Origin of the sequence: Corynebacterium sp. KPL1824 (assembly GCF_000478095.1) — a bacterium.
Classification (GTDB): Bacteria; Actinomycetota; Actinomycetes; order Mycobacteriales; family Mycobacteriaceae; genus Corynebacterium; species Corynebacterium accolens.
This window is the reverse complement of sequence record NZ_KI515749.1, coordinates 1299004-1316732: the sequence shown is the minus strand read 5'-3', so window position 1 is coordinate 1316732 and position 17729 is coordinate 1299004. Positions and strand designations below refer to the sequence as shown.

At 56.3% G+C, this 17729-nt stretch carries 17 protein-coding genes, 1 tRNA gene and 1 pseudogene; 5 read left to right on the top strand and 14 right to left on the bottom strand.

Translation table 11 applies throughout. The features are described from left to right. Positions 1 to 59: 59 nt before the first annotated feature. The 7 genes from HMPREF1267_RS06130 to rpsA all read right to left on the bottom strand — a co-directional run bounded on the left by HMPREF1267_RS06130 (position 60) and on the right by rpsA (position 8260). Complete coding sequence (locus tag HMPREF1267_RS06130) at positions 60 to 500, bottom strand: universal stress protein (RefSeq protein ID WP_005282685.1); 441 nt, start codon at positions 498 to 500, stop codon at positions 60 to 62. Between the two features lie 83 nt (positions 501 to 583). Further along, positions 584 to 1036, bottom strand: coding sequence for a universal stress protein (locus HMPREF1267_RS06125; RefSeq protein WP_005280318.1), 453 nt, complete (start codon positions 1034 to 1036; stop codon positions 584 to 586). Between the two features lie 151 nt (positions 1037 to 1187). Further along, positions 1188 to 3281 carry an excinuclease ABC subunit UvrB gene (uvrB, locus tag HMPREF1267_RS06120; protein ID WP_023028753.1) on the bottom strand — a complete coding sequence of 698 codons (2094 nt, stop codon included), beginning with the start codon at positions 3279 to 3281 and terminating at the stop codon, positions 1188 to 1190. A gap of 39 nt (positions 3282 to 3320) precedes the next feature. Then, a complete protein-coding gene (locus HMPREF1267_RS06115) occupies positions 3321 to 3683 on the bottom strand; it encodes a DUF4259 domain-containing protein (RefSeq protein WP_084539229.1) in 363 nt (120 codons plus the stop codon). A 75-nt stretch (positions 3684 to 3758) separates the two neighbouring features. After that, entirely contained in the window at positions 3759 to 4361 is a 603-nt protein-coding gene (gene coaE / locus HMPREF1267_RS06110) for a dephospho-CoA kinase (RefSeq protein WP_023028752.1), read from the bottom strand. 73 nt (positions 4362 to 4434) lie between these two features. Continuing rightward, entirely contained in the window at positions 4435 to 6483 is a 2049-nt protein-coding gene (locus HMPREF1267_RS06105) for a glucose PTS transporter subunit IIA (protein WP_023028751.1), read from the bottom strand. A gap of 313 nt (positions 6484 to 6796) precedes the next feature. Then, positions 6797 to 8260 carry a 30S ribosomal protein S1 gene (gene rpsA, locus HMPREF1267_RS06100; protein WP_005280312.1) on the bottom strand — a complete coding sequence of 488 codons (1464 nt, stop codon included), beginning with the start codon at positions 8258 to 8260 and terminating at the stop codon, positions 6797 to 6799. A gap of 249 nt (positions 8261 to 8509) precedes the next feature. Here rpsA and HMPREF1267_RS06095 point away from each other — a divergent pair, with 249 nt between their 5' ends. Further along, positions 8510 to 9241: a class I SAM-dependent methyltransferase gene (locus HMPREF1267_RS06095; protein WP_023017875.1), complete on the top strand. Its 732-nt coding sequence runs from the start codon at positions 8510 to 8512 to the stop codon at positions 9239 to 9241. 10 nt (positions 9242 to 9251) lie between these two features. Continuing rightward, positions 9252 to 9719: an RDD family protein gene (locus HMPREF1267_RS06090; RefSeq protein ID WP_023028750.1), complete on the top strand. Its 468-nt coding sequence runs from the start codon at positions 9252 to 9254 to the stop codon at positions 9717 to 9719. Here HMPREF1267_RS06090 and HMPREF1267_RS06085 read toward each other — a convergent pair. From HMPREF1267_RS06085 to polA, 3 genes are read right to left on the bottom strand one after another with little or no spacing between them, the layout of a single operon-like run. Next, a complete protein-coding gene (locus tag HMPREF1267_RS06085) occupies positions 9683 to 10054 on the bottom strand; it encodes a hypothetical protein (RefSeq protein ID WP_005280309.1) in 372 nt (123 codons plus the stop codon). The two genes, HMPREF1267_RS06090 and HMPREF1267_RS06085, sit on opposite strands and share 37 nt — an antisense overlap. 38 nt (positions 10055 to 10092) lie before the next feature. Further along, positions 10093 to 11031, bottom strand: coding sequence for a DNA glycosylase AlkZ-like family protein (locus HMPREF1267_RS06080; RefSeq protein ID WP_023017873.1), 939 nt, complete (start codon positions 11029 to 11031; stop codon positions 10093 to 10095). 4 nt (positions 11032 to 11035) lie between these two features. Further along, positions 11036 to 13684, bottom strand: coding sequence for a DNA polymerase I (gene polA, locus HMPREF1267_RS06075; RefSeq protein ID WP_034653693.1), 2649 nt, complete (start codon positions 13682 to 13684; stop codon positions 11036 to 11038). A 144-nt stretch (positions 13685 to 13828) separates the two neighbouring features. On the opposite strand from polA, the gene HMPREF1267_RS06070 reads away from it, so the two are divergent. Continuing rightward, positions 13829 to 13902, top strand: a tRNA-Leu gene (locus HMPREF1267_RS06070). A 396-nt stretch (positions 13903 to 14298) separates the two neighbouring features. Here HMPREF1267_RS06070 and HMPREF1267_RS06065 read toward each other — a convergent pair. The 4 genes from HMPREF1267_RS06065 to HMPREF1267_RS06050 all read right to left on the bottom strand — a co-directional run bounded on the left by HMPREF1267_RS06065 (position 14299) and on the right by HMPREF1267_RS06050 (position 16717). Further along, a complete protein-coding gene (locus tag HMPREF1267_RS06065; RefSeq protein ID WP_023017871.1) occupies positions 14299 to 14592 on the bottom strand; it encodes a hypothetical protein in 294 nt (97 codons plus the stop codon). A 17-nt stretch (positions 14593 to 14609) separates the two neighbouring features. Next, positions 14610 to 15254 (bottom strand): hypothetical protein, encoded by a 645-nt coding sequence (locus tag HMPREF1267_RS12350; protein ID WP_023028748.1) that lies wholly within the window; start codon positions 15252 to 15254, stop codon positions 14610 to 14612. Positions 15255 to 15499: 245 nt separating this feature from the next. Continuing rightward, positions 15500 to 15766, bottom strand: coding sequence for a hypothetical protein (locus HMPREF1267_RS06055; RefSeq protein WP_023017869.1), 267 nt, complete (start codon positions 15764 to 15766; stop codon positions 15500 to 15502). A gap of 12 nt (positions 15767 to 15778) precedes the next feature. After that, positions 15779 to 16717, bottom strand: a complete 939-nt coding sequence (locus HMPREF1267_RS06050; protein WP_023028747.1) for an IS3 family transposase — start codon at positions 16715 to 16717, stop codon at positions 15779 to 15781. On the opposite strand from HMPREF1267_RS06050, the pseudogene HMPREF1267_RS13585 reads away from it, so the two are divergent. Together HMPREF1267_RS13585 and HMPREF1267_RS13580 are read left to right on the top strand one after the other, a co-directional pair. Next, positions 16670 to 16868, top strand: a pseudogene (locus HMPREF1267_RS13585) (hypothetical protein). The gene HMPREF1267_RS06050 and the pseudogene HMPREF1267_RS13585 sit on opposite strands and share 48 nt — an antisense overlap. 454 nt (positions 16869 to 17322) lie before the next feature. Continuing rightward, a complete protein-coding gene (locus HMPREF1267_RS13580) occupies positions 17323 to 17646 on the top strand; it encodes a DDE-type integrase/transposase/recombinase (protein ID WP_330931620.1) in 324 nt (107 codons plus the stop codon). Positions 17647 to 17729: the final 83 nt, after the last annotated feature.

Below are 17729 nucleotides of genomic sequence, written 5' to 3'. Positions count from 1 at the left end.
ATCCAGAGGTGGACTTGCTGCGGTGGGTAAGGCGAAAGCCGGTCAGGCGAAGGCCTAGATTAATTGACGGTGTGAACAATCATGACGTCACAATCGGACTGACGCGCCACATCCGCTGGCACCGAGCCGAGCAGACGACCGGTTAGGGAATTAATGCCGCGGTTACCAACGATGAGCAGGTCTGCATCATTGTCATTGACAATGGACATCAGGGCTTGCACCGGCGTGCCAGGGCGGACGGCGGTTTCTACCTTGGAAACCCCGTGCTTTTCCGCTTCTTCCTTGCCTGCCTGCAGGTTGGCTTCGGCTTTCTCATCACCAAGAATAGTGACGGAATCCTGACGCAAGGTCTTCGAAGCCTGCTCTTGATTCTCGTAGTAAGCACAACCGATGATCAGCGTGGCATCGAATGCAGCGGCAATCTTGGCTGCTCGCTCCACGGCGAGGAGGGAGGACTTGGAACCGTCAGTACCGACAACAATCGTGCTGTAGTCGCTCATGATGACCTTTCTTTGTGGGTGTGTACCCTAACTATTCTAGTGTGCCAACTTGGCGTTACTGCAAGTCTAACAATGAAAAGTGATTAACGTTTTTCACTCGTGTTAACCACCACGACATCCACCTTGGATTTATGGGTAAGTTCCGTCGGCACCGAGCCAAAAACGCGCCCGCGCACGGAATTAACGCCGCGATTGCCCACGACCAAGAGCTCAACGTCGTATTTCTCCGTGACCTCGATTAAGGCGTTGACGGGGTCACCGGGGGTGGTGACCACTTCAATGTTTTCCGCACCTTCGGACTCGGCAATCCGCTGCGCGTTCGTGAGGTAGGTATCGGCCATTTCCTCGCTGACCACCGGTAGCCTGGAGCCCTCACCGCTGGGGGCACCGAGCATGGAGCCAGAATGGTTATAGGCTGCGGAGACGATGATGAGCTTGGCATCGTATGCCCGCGCCATGGATGCTGCCGAGCGCACGGCGCGCAGGGAAGTTTCGGAGCCATCGGTACCGACGGCGATGGTGTGATACGTAAGCATGATTCTCCTTGCTGGTGAATTACTAGGTCGGCACATTGAACCGGCTGATTAAGTCGCCCCCAGTATAGTCAGGGCGCCGGACCAATAAACCGATCGTTGCAGTAGTGCGCACTTTTAGGGGGAGAGCGTTACCGGGACGGCGCGCACGCCGCTAGATCCCGGCTTCCTTCAGCCCGCGCAGTTCTTTCTTCAAATCCGCAATCTCATCGCGCAGCCGGCCGGCCAACTCGAATTTCAGCTCGCGCGCGGCAGCGCCCATCTGTGCCTGCAGGTCATTGATGAGCGCCTCAACCTCATCGGTGGCCATGCTGGACACGTCGCGCTTTTCCACCACCGTCGAAGGATCCGACTCGGCGGCCTCTTCCCCATTATTCTCATAGACTTGGTCCAAGATATCCGCGATCTTCTTGCGCAGGGGCTGCGGATCCACGCCGTGTTCCTTGTTATAGGCAATCTGCTTCTCGCGGCGGCGCTCCGTTTCATCGATGGCTTCTTGCATCGAGTCGGTGATTTTATCCGCGTACATGATGACCTCGCCCGATACGTTACGGGCAGCGCGGCCAATGGTCTGGATGAGCGATGTTGTCGAGCGCAAGAAGCCTTCCTTATCCGCATCGAGGATCGTCACGAGCGAGACCTCGGGCAAGTCCAAGCCCTCGCGCAAGAGGTTGATGCCCACGAGCACGTCGAATTCGCCCTGGCGCAACTGGCGCAGCAGCTCCACGCGCTGCAGCGTATCGATATCCGAGTGCAGGTAGCGGACCTTAATCCCCTGTTCCAAGAGGTAATCCGTCAGGTCTTCTGCCATGCGCTTGGTCAAGGTAGTGACCAATACGCGCTCCTTAGAGGCAATGCGGCCGCGGACCTCATCAATGAGGTCATCGATCTGGCCCTTGGTCGGTTTCACCGTGACCTTAGGATCGACCAGGCCAGTCGGGCGAATGACCTGCTCGACAAACTCGCCGCCAGAGGAGGTCATTTCGAAATCGCCAGGGGTAGCGGACATATAAACGGTTTGACCAACGCGCTCTTCAAATTCGTCAAAGGTCAGTGGCCGGTTATCCACCGCGGAGGGAAGGCGGAAGCCAAACTCCACCAGGTTTCGCTTGCGCGACATATCGCCTTCGTACATGCCGCCGATCTGTGGCACGGTCACGTGGGACTCATCGATGATGGTAAGAAAATCCTCTGGGAAATAGTCCAAGAGCGTGGCTGGCGCGGACCCCGCCGGGCGGCCATCCACGTGGCGGGAGTAGTTCTCAATGCCGGAACAGAACCCCACCTGCTCGATCATCTCTAGGTCATATTCCGTGCGCATGCGCAGCCGCTGCGCTTCTAAGAGCTTGCCGCGGTTTTCTAGATCCTCGAGGCGCTCAGCCAACTCTTCCTTGATATCGGCCACGGCCTTTTCCATGCGCTCTGGGCCGGCCACGTAGTGCGTGGCGGGGAAAATGCGCACTTCATCGACCTGCTCGATAACATCACCTGTCACTGGGTGGATATAGTACAGCGAATCAATATCATCGCCGAAGAACTCGATGCGCACCGCGCGTTCCTCATATGCCGGAATGATATCGACCGTATCGCCCTTGACGCGGAAGGTACCGCGGGTAAAGCCCACATCGTTGCGCTCATATTGGATATCCACCAAGAGCCGGAGGAAACGGTCCCTGTCGAGCTCCTCGTCGACGGCGATAATCACCGAGCGATCCAAATAGGATTGCGGAGTGCCCAGGCCGTAGATACACGAGACCGAGGAGACCACCACGACATCGCGCCGCGAGAGCAATCCAGAGGTGGCCGAGTGGCGCAGGCGCTCGACGTCCTCATTGATGGAGGAGTCTTTTTCGATATAGGTATCGGTCTGCGCGATATAGGCTTCTGGCTGATAGTAATCGTAATAGGAGACGAAGTATTCCACCGCATTATTGGGCAATAATTGGCGCAGCTCATTAGCCAGCTGCGCGGCCAAGGTCTTATTGGGCGCCATGACGAGCGTGGGTCGCTGCTGCTTTTCAATCAGCCACGCGGCCGTGGCGGATTTACCCGTACCGGTTGCACCCATGAGCACAACGTCGCGCTCGTCGCGGTTGAGGCGCTCATCAAGTTCCTTGATGGCCGCAGGCTGGTCACCTGCGGGTTCATAATCAGAAACGACCTGAAACTTGCCGGGGGTGCGTTCTACCTCGCCGACGACGCGGTGTTCAGAATTTGGAATAAGGGGATGTTCAGCAGCAAAAGCCATGCCCGCTATTCTACTGCTTATACGCTGTTGCTAGCCATTTCATGGGAGCGCGGCTTGGGCGGTGTGCAACCACTGGTCGAGCTCCCCTGTCGGTTCCCAGAGCGCGTAGACCGACGAGGAATCAGAGCACATCGCTTGATTGATGCGCCGGCGCAGCCACGCCTTAGATTGCGGCGTGTACAGGGACGCTAGATCCGTCGGGGCTACGCCGTCTGGCAGGCCATCGGCAGGCAGCTTCGTCAGCGCCCCTAATGCGATGACCGCTTCGGCTTCATCGGAATCGAGCACTCCAGTGCCGCACGAGCGCTGAAAGTGCCGGAGATCAAAAGAACCATCCCGCAGGCTATCGAGTACGTCTCGCGCCGCGTGATTATCGAATGGTCCAGTGCCCCAAGTTCCCACGCTCAAATAGTGTAGGGACCAAAAGTAAACGTTAATAGGAAAAGACGTTAACGCTACTTACCAAAAAGGTTAAGGTTAAGAAGACGCCGCCTCAATCTCATCGCAGACCGCCGCCGCGCGCTCGGCCAGTTGTTCCTGCGTGCCGTTATTATCTATGACATGGCTTGCTGCCGCGAGCCGTTTCTCATCAGAAATCTGGGCGTTAATCCTTTTGCGCGCGTCTGCTTCATCGAGTCCGCGGAACTCCACGAGACGACGCACCCTCTCTTCTGGATCCACGTCAACGACGATGACAAAATCCATATCCCCGTCGAGCCCATTATCAACCAGCAACGGCATGTCATAGACCGTAAAATCAACGCCCTCTTCGCGCGCGGCGGCGAATTGTCGCTGGGTCTCTTCTTGGATACGCGGGTGCGTAATCGAATTGAGAAGCTCGGTATGTTCCTTGTCCACGAAAGCGCGGCGGGCTAGTTTCTTGCGGTCGAGGCTGCCGTCTTCCTGCAGGATGTCCTCGCCGAATTTCTCCGCAAGCTCAGCCAAGGCCGGTTGGCCAGGCTTGACGATGTCCCGGGCAATACAATCTGCATCCACCACCCGCCAGCCGCGCTGGGCGCACAGCTTCGCTACCGTAGATTTCCCGCTGCCGATTCCCCCAGTTAATCCGATTAGCTTCATAAGGTACCAGGGTACGCGAAAAGGAGCCCGGCACGAATGCCTGGGCTCCTTGCTGCGGAATTTAAGAGTGCCTTTAGGACTCGAGTTCTTCTTCCGGCTTCGGATGAACCTGCAAGAGTTCATCGCTTGGGGTGACAGCGCCGGTAGCGCCGCTCACGGAACCAAATTTCTTGGCGTTAGTAACAACGACCGGGGTAATCAGGTTGTAGTCCTTGGACTTAATGAAGTCTGCGTCAAAGCTGATGAGCTTATCGCCAGCGGAAACGCGCTGCTTCTTTTCCACGTGGACATCAAATCCCTCGCCGCCCAGTTCCACGGTGTCTAGGCCAACATGGATGAGCAGCTGTACGCCGTTATCCAGGTTCAGACCGATCGCGTGGCCGGACTTTTGGACGGTGAGCACGGTGCCATCGGCAGGCGCGTAGACGGTATTGCCGGTTGGCTTCACGGCAGCGCCCGGCCCAAGCTTGGCGCCAGCGAAGATGGGATCCGGTACCTCGGACAGGTCCACTGCCTCGCCCTCCAAAGGAGAGTCCAGCTTCATGATTGCCTGTTCTGCTTCCTTGGTGGCGATTCCGGTGGCAGCAGCAACCCCTGCAGCCTGTGCATTCTCGGAACCGTCCGACTCATCATCGGATCCTCCGATGATGCGGGACTCGGAGCGGCTAGCAACCTCTTCCACGGTCTCGTTATTTTCGCGGGCGATGCGCTCGAGGTCGGCCTGCTTTTCCTCTGCGGTGCGGTAACCAAACAGCAGCGTGAGGGAGAAGGAGGTGAAGAATGCCACGGCGATGCCGATGACGTAGCCCACGTGCGGGATCATGGCTGGGGTGGTCAAGATGGAGGTGAAGACGAAGGCGTTAGCGCGGACATCGAAAAGCCCCATCACTGCGCCACCGATGGCACAACCCGGCAGCAGGCGGTGGTAGGTGCGGCGGAAGCGGAGCAAGATGCCGTAGAGGGACGGCTCCGAAATACCGCCGAGCATGCCGGCTGCGAATGCACCGACGGAAACCTGGCGCATGGAGTTGTTCTTCTCCTTCATGGAGATGACCATTACGGCGCCGGTGACGCCGAAGCAGGCAAAGTTCCACGCACCCATCGGGCCTTGGATGAAGTCGTAGCCGTAGGTCGTGATGTTTTGAATCATGATCACGTTGAGCGGCCAGTGCAGGCCCATGGGCACCAGGAACGGGTACAACAGCGGAATGACAATGGCCAGGATGAACGGCGAGAAGTCATTGATCTGGAACAGTACCCAAGAGATGCCATTGCCCACGCCGATGCCGAATGGGCCGAGCAGGAAGGCCGTAGCCGGAATCATGATGAGCAGCGAGAAGAATGGCACGAAGACCATGTGTACGGCGCTCGGGATGATCTTCTTCAAGCCCTTTTCCACCCAGAACAGGCCGATGGCGGCCAAAATCGGCGGGAATACCTGGGAGCCGTAAGAGTTAATCACCAGCGGCAGGCCGAAGACGTTGACGGTATCGCCCTGTTCACCCAGGGACATGAATTCCGGCGTGAGCAAAGCGGCCGGAATGGCGGCCGAGACCCACATATTCGCGCCCAACTTCTGCGCGGCGGTAGCGCCCACCATCACCGGCAGGAAGTAGAAGACCGATTGGAACATCGCGTGGGCCAAGCGGTAGCCCTCAGGCTGTTCTTCCAGCGGCGCGCGGAAGTCTTGAATGCCAATGGTATCCGCCAGCACCAGCAGCGTGATGATGAGGGAGGCACCAAGCAGCGCCCACAGAATCGGGCGGAAGGTATCAGAGAGGAACTCGAAGCAGTAGTCGACCCAGTCGTACTTACCACGCACACCGTCGTAGTTCTTCTTGGATGAGGAGGCCTCCTCATCCGGCGGGTTTACCCCAGGGTCCTTGATGATTTCGCCGTAGTAGTTGGCCACGCCGCCACCCATGACCACCTGGTAGCCATGCGTACCCTGCGTGACGGAACCGAGAACGGCCGTATCGCTTTCCAGCTTTTCCTGATCTACTTTCCCCACATCAGCGAGTTGAAAACGCAGGCGCGTCGCACAGTGCGTCAGCGACGTGATGTTATCGGCGCCGCCCAAGCTATCGATGATGTGTGTGGAAGTGTCCTTCACAGATGCCACTTCATACTCCTTGCATAAAGACAAAACAATAGTCAGTACTCAACTGGCTATTACGTCACACTTGGATTATAAGTGAGAGGCAACACAAACAAAAGCCCAATTTAGTGGTCTTAAGTGGGGATAGTTGTCTTTTTTGCAGGCGCCATTGCTTTGCCGCAGGTCAAGAACCCGCAAACGAAAAATACCGGGCAATCGTTTGCATATACTGTCATAAAAGTCACAAAGCCCCGTCCTGCCTCCCCGAAGGAGAAGGACGCGGCTAGTGCAGCTGCGTGGAGTTAGGGACTATCTCACCCTAAGCTCCAAAGGCGTCTTAGTTGCCGGCGAGCTTGTCGCGCAGTGCGGCGAGCTGCTCGTCAGAAGCCAAGGATCCACCGGACTCTGCCTGAGTCTCCGATGCCGGAGCTGCATCGGTGGAGTCAGAAGAGTAGTTGGAGGATGCTTCAGCGGACTCTGCAGCCTCTGCGGCGGCAGCGCGGTTGCGCTCGATCTGAGCGGTGTGCAGGTTGAAGCGGCGCTCGGACTCTGCGTAGCGTGCCTCCCAAGCCTGACGCTGCTCGTCGAAGCCTTCCTTCCACTCGTTGGTGTCCGGGTCGAAGCCTTCTGGGAACACGTAGTTGCCCTGCTCGTCGTAGGAGTCAGCCATGCCGTACTTGGACGGATCGAACTCTTCGGAGTAGTCCTCGTCAGCCTGCTTGACGGACAAGGAGATACGACGACGCTCGAGGTCGATGTCGATGACCTTGACCATAACTTCCTGGCCAACGGTGACAACCTGGTCCGGCACCTCGACGTGGCGCTGTGCCAGCTCGGAGATGTGAACCAGGCCCTCGATGCCTTCCTCGACGCGAACGAACGCACCGAACGGAACGAGCTTGGTGACCTTGCCCGGCACGATCTGACCCACAGCGTGGGTGCGGGCGAAGACGCGCCATGGGTCTTCCTGGGTTGCCTTCAGGGACAGGGAAACGCGCTCGCGGTCCAGATCAACGTCCAGAACCTCAACGGTTACCTCGTCACCAACGGTGACAACCTCAGATGGGTGGTCGATGTGCTTCCAGGAAAGCTCGGACACGTGAACCAGGCCGTCGACGCCACCAAGATCGACGAAGGCACCGAAGTTGACGATGGAAGAGACAACGCCCTTGCGGACCTGACCCTTCTGCAGCTGGTGCAGGAATTCGGAACGGACCTCGGACTGGGTCTGCTCCAGGTATGCACGGCGGGACAGGACAACGTTGTTGCGCTGCTTGTCCAGCTCGATGATCTTAGCTTCCAGCTCCTGGCCAATGTAGGGCTCCAGGTCGCGGACGCGACGCATCTCAACGAGGGAAGCAGGCAGGAAGCCGCGCAGGCCGATGTCCAGGATGAGGCCGCCCTTGACGACCTCGATGACGGTACCGGTAACCGGCTCTTCCTTGGCCTGCAGCTCCTCGATGGCGCCCCAAGCGCGCTCGTACTGTGCGCGCTTCTTGGACAGGATCAGGCGGCCTTCCTTGTCCTCCTTAGTCAGGACAAGCGCGTCAACCTCATCGCCGACCTCGACAACTTCGTCGGGATTGACGTCGTGCTTGATGGACAGCTCGCGGGAAGGGATAACGCCTTCGGTCTTGTATCCGATGTCCAGCAGTACCTCGTCGTGGTCAACCTTGACGACGGTACCCCCGACAATGTCACCATCGTTGAAGTACTTGATGGTGGCGTCTACAGCTGCGAGGAAGTCCTCTGCGGTTCCGATATCGTTGATCGCAACCTGAGGGGTAGTAGAAGATGGCATATTGTAAAAATGCTCCGAATAAATGTAGGAAATCGTTCGTGGACAACTGCGTGTCTCTCGAATTAAAAGCCCATCTGCGCTGCACAAATACAGGAGATAGAGGCCACATTCGATCCCGCCGCGTGATTGCCCCAAGCTTTCCTACAATAGCCTGCAACAACCCGTGGCATAGACATGCTTGTAAAAGCCTACATCTGTCCAGCTTATACGGCAAATATTGGACGCCAACCAGAAAGGTAACCCACCCCAGTGACTTCGCCTTCTCACGCCAATCAATCCCACTGGGACGGTGATGCGGCCAACTACCATGCCGAGCACCCCGAGTACCTTTCCTCTTTTTATTGGTGCCCAGAGATGCTCCACGAAGCCGATGCGCAGCTGCTTGGCGATGTCTCCTCTGCCGCCGTCCTCGAAATCGGCTGCGGGTCTGCCGCCTGCACCCAGTGGCTCAGCACCCGCGCCCGCTTTGCCACCGGCTGCGATATTTCCCGCAGCATGCTCGCCCACGCAGCACCTGGTTTGGCGCTCACCCAAGCCGATGCGCTGGCACTGCCCTACGCCACCGACTCCTTTGACGTGGCATTCTCTGCATTCGGCGCATTCCCCTTCCTCGCCGATCTCGATGCCGCGCTCGCGGAAGTTGCCCGCGTTGTGCGCCCAAGTGGGCGCTTCGTATTCTCCGTGACCCACCCAATGCGCTGGATCTTCCCCGATGATCCCACTAGCCTCACCGCTGAGATAAGTTACTTCGACCGCGCTTATCTGGAACACGATTCCGCCGGGACGCTAACCTATGCCGAATTTCACCGCACCATCAGCGATTGGTTCCGCGCGCTCCAAGGTCGCGGACCATTTCTGATCGAGGACATCATCGAACCGGAATGGCCCGAAGACTTGGACATTACGTGGGGCCAATGGTCCCCGCAGCGCGGGGAAGTTTTCCCAGGCAGCATGATTTTCATCTGCCGCGCATACAGCTAACGTAGAGAACATGATTGCCGAAAGACTAGGAATTGCCCTGCGCCGCGCCGTGGCGTGGTGGATCGACGCCTTTCTCGTGGCCGCCATCGTCACCGTGGTGCGGTGGGTGATTAATGCTCTTGCCGGTACCCCCTTATCCGGCCGCCCCGAAGAGATCTACGAGGCGGCCGCTCTCGCCGTGGTCTTTTACATCTACCGCGTGTGGGTGGAAACGAAGAAGTCCACCCCCCTGGGCAAATGGTCGATGCAGCTCGAAATCATCCCGGCCCGCTCGCCGCTTGTCACCGCGTGCCTGCGCAATTCGTGGCTACTGCTCACACCCCTGACGCTTACCGGCTGGAATATCGACGGCATTATCGTTGCGATTCTAGGCCTTTCTGTTTTAGCCATCGGCCAAACGCCCTTTGACCTCTTGGCCGGCTGCCTAGTGGAAAAGCGACCTCAGGAGGATTCCACCGCGATGCGCGGCCAGAGGTAGTACACCACGGCAGCAATAGTAATGAGCGCAAATACCCACGAATACGGGAAGGCCACGGCAATGACAGTTACCGCGATCATTACACCGGCCGCCTGTATTCGGTAGCGCCACGGGTTCTCGCCTTCTCTGGCGGCGTTGCCAGCAGAAAGGAAAAACCCAAAAGTTATAACCGCATAGAAAATGAAGTAAGATTTATCGCTGCTTACTGCTTCTTTTAAACCGCTCTCAGCAATTTGTCCCGCCGGGTATGCGACCATGACTGCCCACGTAGTCTCAAAAAAGCGCAAGACGTAGGGATGGGACTTCCAGGTAATACGTTTTCCGAGAAACTCCATGGAACTACTTTAAAATCCTCATCTGCTTCACGCACTTCTCAGCAGTCTTTCCACTGCCGTTCCACGCGGCGTGACGCGTAGGCGGGAATACCCCAGTCCTCAATCCCCTGCTTATTCCACATGCCGCGCACTTGGCCGTCAATAACGATGGCGCGGCGGAAAATGCCCTGGTTCCCGGGAACGAGCGCGTGGTGCATATCCGCTGACATGGCAAAAAGTCGATCTTGGTAGCCCAAAATGTATTCATCAAAGGCGCCCAATAGCAGCACCGATTTCTTCCTTCTCACCTCTGGCAGCTCCAGCACCTCTGTAGAGACCAGCTCCTCGCCTTCCCTACCTATCCGGATGAGGTCATCCGGCAAATTCTCCGCTGCGGGACGAATGAGCTTTTGGGGCAGCTTGGACCACCACGCAAAGTCTTGCAGCGTCGCCGGACCATGGGCGCGAAAATAGCGCGTCATCAATTCCGTCGTGGCGGCCACCGAGTCGCCGTTAAATAGGGCCTCCAGGCCGTCTAACTCCACCGGAGTAATGAGCTGCTCTTCGCCTACATAACACGCATGCCCGCTTTCCATGGCGATGCGTACCACGTGCCAGAAAGATAGCTCGGGCAAGGCCCGGGCGGCGCGTGCTTTCAATTCTGCGCGCGTTAATGGGGCATCGATAAGCTGCAGCACGGCTTCCCGTACCGCTGCATCGCCTTTTCGAGGCTTCGCGCATAGCTCGGTAATCCAGCCCATATCCTTGACGGAGGCGGCGAACAGCGTATTGCGCATCGCATAGCCGCGCACGATCTCGGACTTATCCGATTCATCCGTTGCGCGCAGCGCCAAGGACCGGCGCACCGAATGCAGGTCCTGGCCTTGCGTAACGCCAAAGGCGCGAACCGCCTCCGCAGCGGTGCGCCAGCGCTGGGCCGTAAGCCCCTGGGCGGCCAAGCGCATGCGGGCGCGTTCGCGCCGGTTAAGCGTCATCATCGAACTAGTGGGCCGCGGCGTCCCAATCCGTGCCGGCGCCGGCAGAGACTTCGAGTGGCACGTTCAGCTCGATGGCAGAATCCATCTCGCGCTCAAGAATCTCGCGGACTTGATCGGCCTCGCCGGGGGCGACTTCCACCACCAATTCATCGTGGACCTGGAGCAAAACACGTGATTTCATATCGCGCAACGCACGGTCCACGCGAATCATCGCGACCTTGATGATATCCGCGGCCGTTCCCTGGATCGGCGCATTGAGAGCAGCGCGTTCCGCGTTTTCACGGGCCAGCCGGTTATCGGAGTTGAGCTCTGGCAGGTAGCGGCGGCGGCCAAAGAGCGTGGCCGTATAACCATCCTTGCGGGCTTGCTCCACGACATCATCCAGATACTTCTTCACACCGCCAAAGCGCTCAAAGTAGCTTTCCATGATGGACTTGGCTTCACCGGCAGGGATTCCCAGCTGCTGCGAAAGTCCAAACGCGGACAGGCCATAGACAAGGCCATAGGACATGGCCTTTACTCGGCGGCGCAGCTCAGGAGTCACCTGATCCACGGGCACATCGAAGACCCTAGAACCAACGAAATTGTGCAGATCTTCGCCGGCCTTGTAGGCCTCAATCAGCCCGGGATCGGCAGACAGGTGCGCCATAACGCGCATTTCAATCTGCGAGTAGTCCGCGGTCATTAGCTGCTCAAATCCCTCGCCTACGATAAACGCCGAGCGAATCTGGCGACCGGCCTCAGTGCGCACCGGGATGTTTTGCAGATTGGGTTCCGTCGAAGACAAACGCCCCGTCGAGGTCACCGTCTGATTAAAGGTGGTGTGGATGCGGCCATCCGGTTGGACGGTCTTGATGAGGCCCTCCAACGTGGTCTTCATCTTTTGGTACTCGCGGTGAGCCAAAAGGTGATCCAAGAACGGGTGCGGGTGCTTGATAGCCAGCTGCTCGATTTCCTTCGCGGCCGTGGAATAGCCCGTTTTCGTCTTTTTCGTCTTGGGCATATCAAAGGTCTCAAAAAGCACCTTTTGCAGCTGCTTAGGAGAATTTAGGTTGAGCTTTTCATCGCCAGCAAGCTCGCGCGCGGAGCGTTCCTGTTCCGCGACCTGCTCCACAAAGGCATCCTTTTGGGTTTCCAAAATATCTACATCGACCGCGATACCCGTAGCCTCCATGCGCGCCAGGATGGTCACCAGCGGCAGTTCCAGGTCGGTGTACAACTCGAAAGAGTCGATGTCCTGCAGCTCCGCGGTGAGTTTTTCCGCCAGCTCCATGATTGCCGCCGCCTGATCCACCAGGGAGGAACTATCGAGCAACGACATCTGCTCCGTGGCGGCGCCGAGGGACTTTTGAAGGTGGCGCTGGTAGACATCGGAAAGCTCGTAGGTACGCTGGCCTGGGCGCAGGATATACGCCGCCAAGGCCGTATCGTGCGCAAGCCCGTTGAGCTCGATGCCGCGCCCTGCCAGCATGTGGAACGCGGCCTTTGCGGCGTGGAAATACTTAGGGGCCGACGATTCTAGCCACTGGACCAAGGCCTTTTCCTCATCGGCGGAAAGTTCCCCGAGTTCCACCTGCAGGCCATGATGGTTGCGGTCCACAAACGCGATGGCAGAAGCATCACCCTGACTTGGGATGCCCTCGCCCTGCACATACACAGCTACGTGCTCGCGGCCAGGTAGCCACTCGCTCAGGGAGGCATCATCGATGGTGAGCTCGACATCGGGGGAATCCGCGGCTTGCTCAGCGGCCTCTGCACCATCGTTGGGGATGGCGGATAAGACACGATCGCGCAGGTTGGTGCCAAACTCCAGTTCATCGAACTTCGCGGCAACATCGGCAACCTTGACTTCCCTGAATGCCAGATCATCCGGGCCGACGTCTAAGTCCATATCTGTAATCATCTGGGTGAGCTTCCGGTTCATCTGCACCTGCTCGATGCGTTCGCGGAAGTTATTTCCCACCACGCCATTGATTTCTTCGGCGTGCTCTACCAGCGAAGCCAAGTCTCCATACTTGACTATCCACTTGGTGGCGGTCTTTTCTCCCACCTTGGGAATGCCGGGGAGGTTATCGGAAGGATCGCCGCGCAAGGCAGCAAAGTCGGGATACTGCGCGGGGGTCAGCCCGTATTTATCCTCGACGGCTTCTGGGGTAAACCGGTGCAGCGTGGATACGCCTTTCATGGGATAGAGCACCGTGGTCGAATCCGTAACCAGCTGCAGGTAATCGCGATCACCGGTAACGATCAGCGTCTCGTAGTCCTGCGCCTCGGTGGCAAGGGTGGCCAAAATATCGTCGGCCTCGTAATTTTCACGCGAGAGCGTCGTAATACCCAAGGTCTCTAAGGTATCGCGAATGATATCTACTTGGCCCTTAAATTCCTCCGGTGCGGCCTCGCGCTGCGCCTTATAATCCGGGAACATCTCCGTGCGGAAAGTCTTCCGGCCAACGTCAAAGGCAACCGCGATAGCATCCGGCCTTTCCTCAGAGACAATATTGGACAGCATGGATAAAAAGCCATACACGGCGTTGGTGTGCTGGCCGCCGGAGGTAGAAAAGTTTTCCACCGGCAGGGCATAAAAGGCACGAAATGCCATGGAATGGCCGTCAATGAGCAAAAGGCGAGTCTTATTGGAAGTCACCTGCCCCATACTAGGCAACACCGTGGACACGGCGACACCCCACCCAACTTCACCGCCTTGAGCAGGACTTTTTACCGGAAGTGGACCCCAATTAGGAATTGCACCAAACCCTGCGCTAATATTTCCATCAGTCAAAGGCGCTCGCTTTTGATTGCCCCTGTAGCCCAATTGGCAGAGGCAACGGATTCAAAACCCGTCCAGTGTGAGTTCGAGTCTCACCAGGGGCACAGTACAACCCCGCTTCCTTCCGGATAAATATCCACGGAGGAAGCGGGGTTTTGCCCGCATATCCGAATTTGTTGAGTTGTGGGGTTCGCGAACTAGACAACATTTAATGTTGGCGCGGTGAGGTTTCCAAGGTTTTCTCTTCTACTTAAACGGAACAGATCCTGGGACACTTCATTTGGCAACACGTCGTCGATGCGTCTACTTGGTACATCAGCTTGCTCTAGCTTAGCCTCGGCGTGAGCATGGTCGCGGTATTCGGTCCAGTTTAATGGTTACTCTGGCAATGGCTCTGGAACGAATGGAAAGCGATAGAGAGTCCTTAGCAGTTCCAAAATACGCAGAAACTTAAGTGGAAATAGGTTCTTCTGCGGTTACAGTGGTTCCATATCTATAGGCTATGCGAAGTTTCCATAGCCAGAAATGGTGCTCACCCATAAGAACGCTGATACGACGAAAGCCGCAGCGAATGTGAAGGCAAAAGCACGCCATGATCGGTCGCTAAGCCGACCCTTTTTCAACATGTAGACAGACATGGCTAATACACCCAACACCACCAATGAAGGAAGAGGTAGCCCATAGAAGACGAAAGGTATTGGAAGCCATGTGGACAGGACCACTCCGCCGTAAAGGGTTGCGACGCCTACGACAATTCCAAAAAGTATTCCCGGAATGATCGTTCTTTCTTTCACAACAAATTCCTTACCAATCAGTTTATCTTGATCAGACCACCGTTTTTAGCCTGCGCATGACATTCATTGATGGCGCCCGCTTCATCTCCTTCGTGTCGCAATCCAATGTCTCGACCAATGGCATTGTTTGTTTGATCCATGTGCCCAGCTTCAGGAGAACCAGGATGGTCTGTTTCGTGGGCATCGCCAATTTTTCGTGCAAAATCTGCGTTAGCCCGGATCGTTGTCAGCGCCTGCCATACACAATGCCTATCAGCGTCCTGAATGTTATCGTTCGTTACTTTGTTTGGAAACGTTTGCGAGGAAATACGTTCCGCGTCCCTGATTGCTGATTTCGCGCGCTTACAATCATAAGGATTGGTCGCGCAGGCTGCCGCTTCATGCCTACCGATGTTGGTTCCATAATTGTCCCCGGAGTCTCGAAGGCCTGTTTTATCCCCTGCAGAGCCGGATTCATTTAAAACTTGCTGTACGATATGGTCTGGAGTCTCAGCCTTCGGATCAATGTGCTCTTTCTCACGCAGTTCAATCGTCGTCTGAGCGATGCGCTCGTAAGAGTCAGTTTCTGCTGGTGTGGCATGTGCTGGCGATGCTGCCAAACCATTCGCCGTGACGCCAATCGATAGTAGTGCTACTACACCCAAAGCCTTCATAGCCTTCATATTTAAGCCTTTCTCGAATCTTGATGGACTCGGCTAGTGCACCACACCCAAAGCTCTAATACAACCGATAATCATTATTGTTACGGTACCTTTATGTGATCTTATATATCTGTTCACCTTCCACCATCCCGAACTACCTTGGCGAACATGTCAAGCAAACGCAGACCACGAAAGCTCTAGTTTCAATTCAAAAAACGAAACAACCCCGCTGCAGTGATACAGCGGGGCTAAATACGTAAGGATTCTTACTTCAAGTCTTGATTGAACCCATTAGGAAGCTTTCGCATGATATTGCTGAACTCATCAGCGTCCTTGGAATCATCCTTGATAGGCGAAAGATCGAGCTTGTAGAGTCCCTCGTCACCTTCAACACTGAAGTAGAGGTTGTTTGGATTGTTTGGATCGACCGCCACAGCAGTGACATCAGCTTCGTTATTAGGTAGGCCATTAATGCTGATCATATGAGTGATGTCATTACGCTCTCCGGGGGCCTGCCCCCGGAAAGTAGACACGTCGGAGGGTAGCTATGCTACTTGGCTCAATGTAGCTGAATTAAGTGCTTCGAAGTCATCGGGGGCTTGAAAGTTGCACCAGGAGTGTCGTCTGCGCGTGTTGTAGCGTATGCACCACTGGAAGACTTCCTGGCGGCAGCTGATTGGACTTTCGAAGACTTTCCGATCACGCAGGACTTCACGCTTGAAAGCGGCGTTAAACGATTCTGCTAGGGCGTTATCGGCACTTGTACCCACCGCTCCCATGGATTGGCGCACACCAAGCTGGGCGCAGTGGTCCCTAAATGCCTGCGATGTGTAAACACTGCCGTAATCGGAATGGAAAATTGCCCCTGTAAGGCTTCCGCGGACCTTTCTAGCATGAGACAAAGCTTCGATAACCAGCGATACCCGCATGCGATCCGCGAGTGCATGGCCAACGAGCTTGCGCAAGTAGGCGTCGATGACTGTGGCCAGGTACATATTCTTGCCGCCCTTACACGGCAGGTACGTAATGTCGCCTACGTACACGTGGTTGGGCCTGTCCGCAGTGAATTTGCGGCCTACTAAATCTGGCATGGCTCGGTCGCCAGGCTTACGCCGAGTGGTGATGCATCGACGCTGTTTTGAAAAGCCTTTAAGCCCCATGAATTTCATGATGCGTGCGACCTTCTTGTGATTGATTGGGCGAATGCCCGAATCGTTGTTGAGGCTTGCAGCGATGCGTTTAGCACCATAAAGCCCATGCTCATCATCGAAGATGGTCTTGATTCTTGCGCCAATAAGAGCATCAGCACACATCTTTAACCTGCGCTTTTCGCGGGTATTGAGCCATTTATAGAACGAGGAGCGATTGAGCTTTAACACGTGACACATCCGCTTGACCGAGTACTCGGTTCGGTGGCCATAGACAAACTGGATGAAGTGTCCCAGGTTTTGTTCCGGTTGAGTAGATGGGAAAATCTGGAACATGCCAAGAAAATTTGACCAGGATGCAAAGGACCGCGTGGTCCGTCTCGTGGAAGACCGCATCTTGGCGGAAAACATGTCGATGCAGGCCGCGTGCCAGGCAGTAGCTCCAAAGTTGAGGGTTTCATGGCACACAGCTCGTCAATGGACTTAAGCCTGCTCGCCGTGCAGGAAGCACCCCAGAACCAGTGCCTGAAGATTTGGCTGCCGAAAATGCCAGGCTACGCCGCGAAAATCACCAGCTTCGAGATACCAACGAGTTACTGAAGGCCGCGTCAGCTTTTTCGCGTCGGAACCAGGCCCAAAACGTTAAGAAATGATCCGGTTCATCGATAAATACAGGAATCATTTCTCTGCCGAGTTCATCTGCACTGGCGTTAAAAGAATAACCGGGCTGGTGGGTTCATCACCTCGCGTGGTTATCGCCAGTCCAAAGCCCGTGGGCTAAGTGCTCGTCGCCTTCGTGACGGCTGTTCTAGTTGAACGCATTGGTGCTGTTCATCGGGATAATTACGGTGTCTTAAGCGTGCGGAAAATGTGGCATGCACTTCACCGTGACGGAATCGACATCGGTCGTGAGCAAACCGCCCGGCTGATGCGCCTGGCCGGTGTTTCTGGCAAAGGCAAAGGCGGATCACCTATCACAACCCGCAAACCTAACGTGCCAGATCTGCGCCCGGATTTGGTCGAGCGTGAGTTCAAAGCCCAAGGCCTTAAACAGGCTGTGGGTGGCCGACATTACGTATGTGCGTACGAAGAAAGGCTTTGTGTACACCGCGTTTGTCACCGACGTTTACTCCCGGCGGATCGTTGGGTGGGCGTTATCAGATTCCATGCGCACCGAGGCATTGCCACTGCAAGCACTCAACCAAGCGATTGTAAGTGCGAGGGAAACAACAGGCCTTATTCACCATTCGGATCACGGCTTATAGTACGTCAGCGTTGTCTACAACGAGCGTCTCGCCCAGCACGGGATTGTCGCTTCCACTGGGACTGTCGGTGACTGAAATGACAA

Excerpts from the sequence above, each read along its gene's own strand:
- HMPREF1267_RS06130 (WP_005282685.1), bottom strand. The coding sequence starts at position 500 with ATGAGCGACTACAGCACGATTGTTGTCGGTACTGACGGTTCCAAGTCC.
- HMPREF1267_RS06125 (WP_005280318.1), bottom strand. The coding sequence starts at position 1,036 with ATGCTTACGTATCACACCATCGCCGTCGGTACCGATGGCTCCGAAACT.
- uvrB (WP_023028753.1), bottom strand. The coding sequence starts at position 3,281 with ATGGCTTTTGCTGCTGAACATCCCCTTATTCCAAATTCTGAACACCGC.
- coaE (WP_023028752.1), bottom strand. The coding sequence starts at position 4,361 with ATGAAGCTAATCGGATTAACTGGGGGAATCGGCAGCGGGAAATCTACG.
- rpsA (WP_005280312.1), bottom strand. The coding sequence starts at position 8,260 with ATGCCATCTTCTACTACCCCTCAGGTTGCGATCAACGATATCGGAACC.
- HMPREF1267_RS06090 (WP_023028750.1), top strand. The coding sequence starts at position 9,252 with ATGATTGCCGAAAGACTAGGAATTGCCCTGCGCCGCGCCGTGGCGTGG.
- HMPREF1267_RS06085 (WP_005280309.1), bottom strand. The coding sequence starts at position 10,054 with ATGGAGTTTCTCGGAAAACGTATTACCTGGAAGTCCCATCCCTACGTC.
- HMPREF1267_RS06080 (WP_023017873.1), bottom strand. The coding sequence starts at position 11,031 with ATGATGACGCTTAACCGGCGCGAACGCGCCCGCATGCGCTTGGCCGCC.
- polA (WP_034653693.1), bottom strand. The coding sequence starts at position 13,684 with ATGGGGCAGGTGACTTCCAATAAGACTCGCCTTTTGCTCATTGACGGC.
- HMPREF1267_RS12350 (WP_023028748.1), bottom strand. The coding sequence starts at position 15,254 with ATGAAGGCTATGAAGGCTTTGGGTGTAGTAGCACTACTATCGATTGGC.
- HMPREF1267_RS06050 (WP_023028747.1), bottom strand. The coding sequence starts at position 16,717 with ATGTTCCAGATTTTCCCATCTACTCAACCGGAACAAAACCTGGGACAC.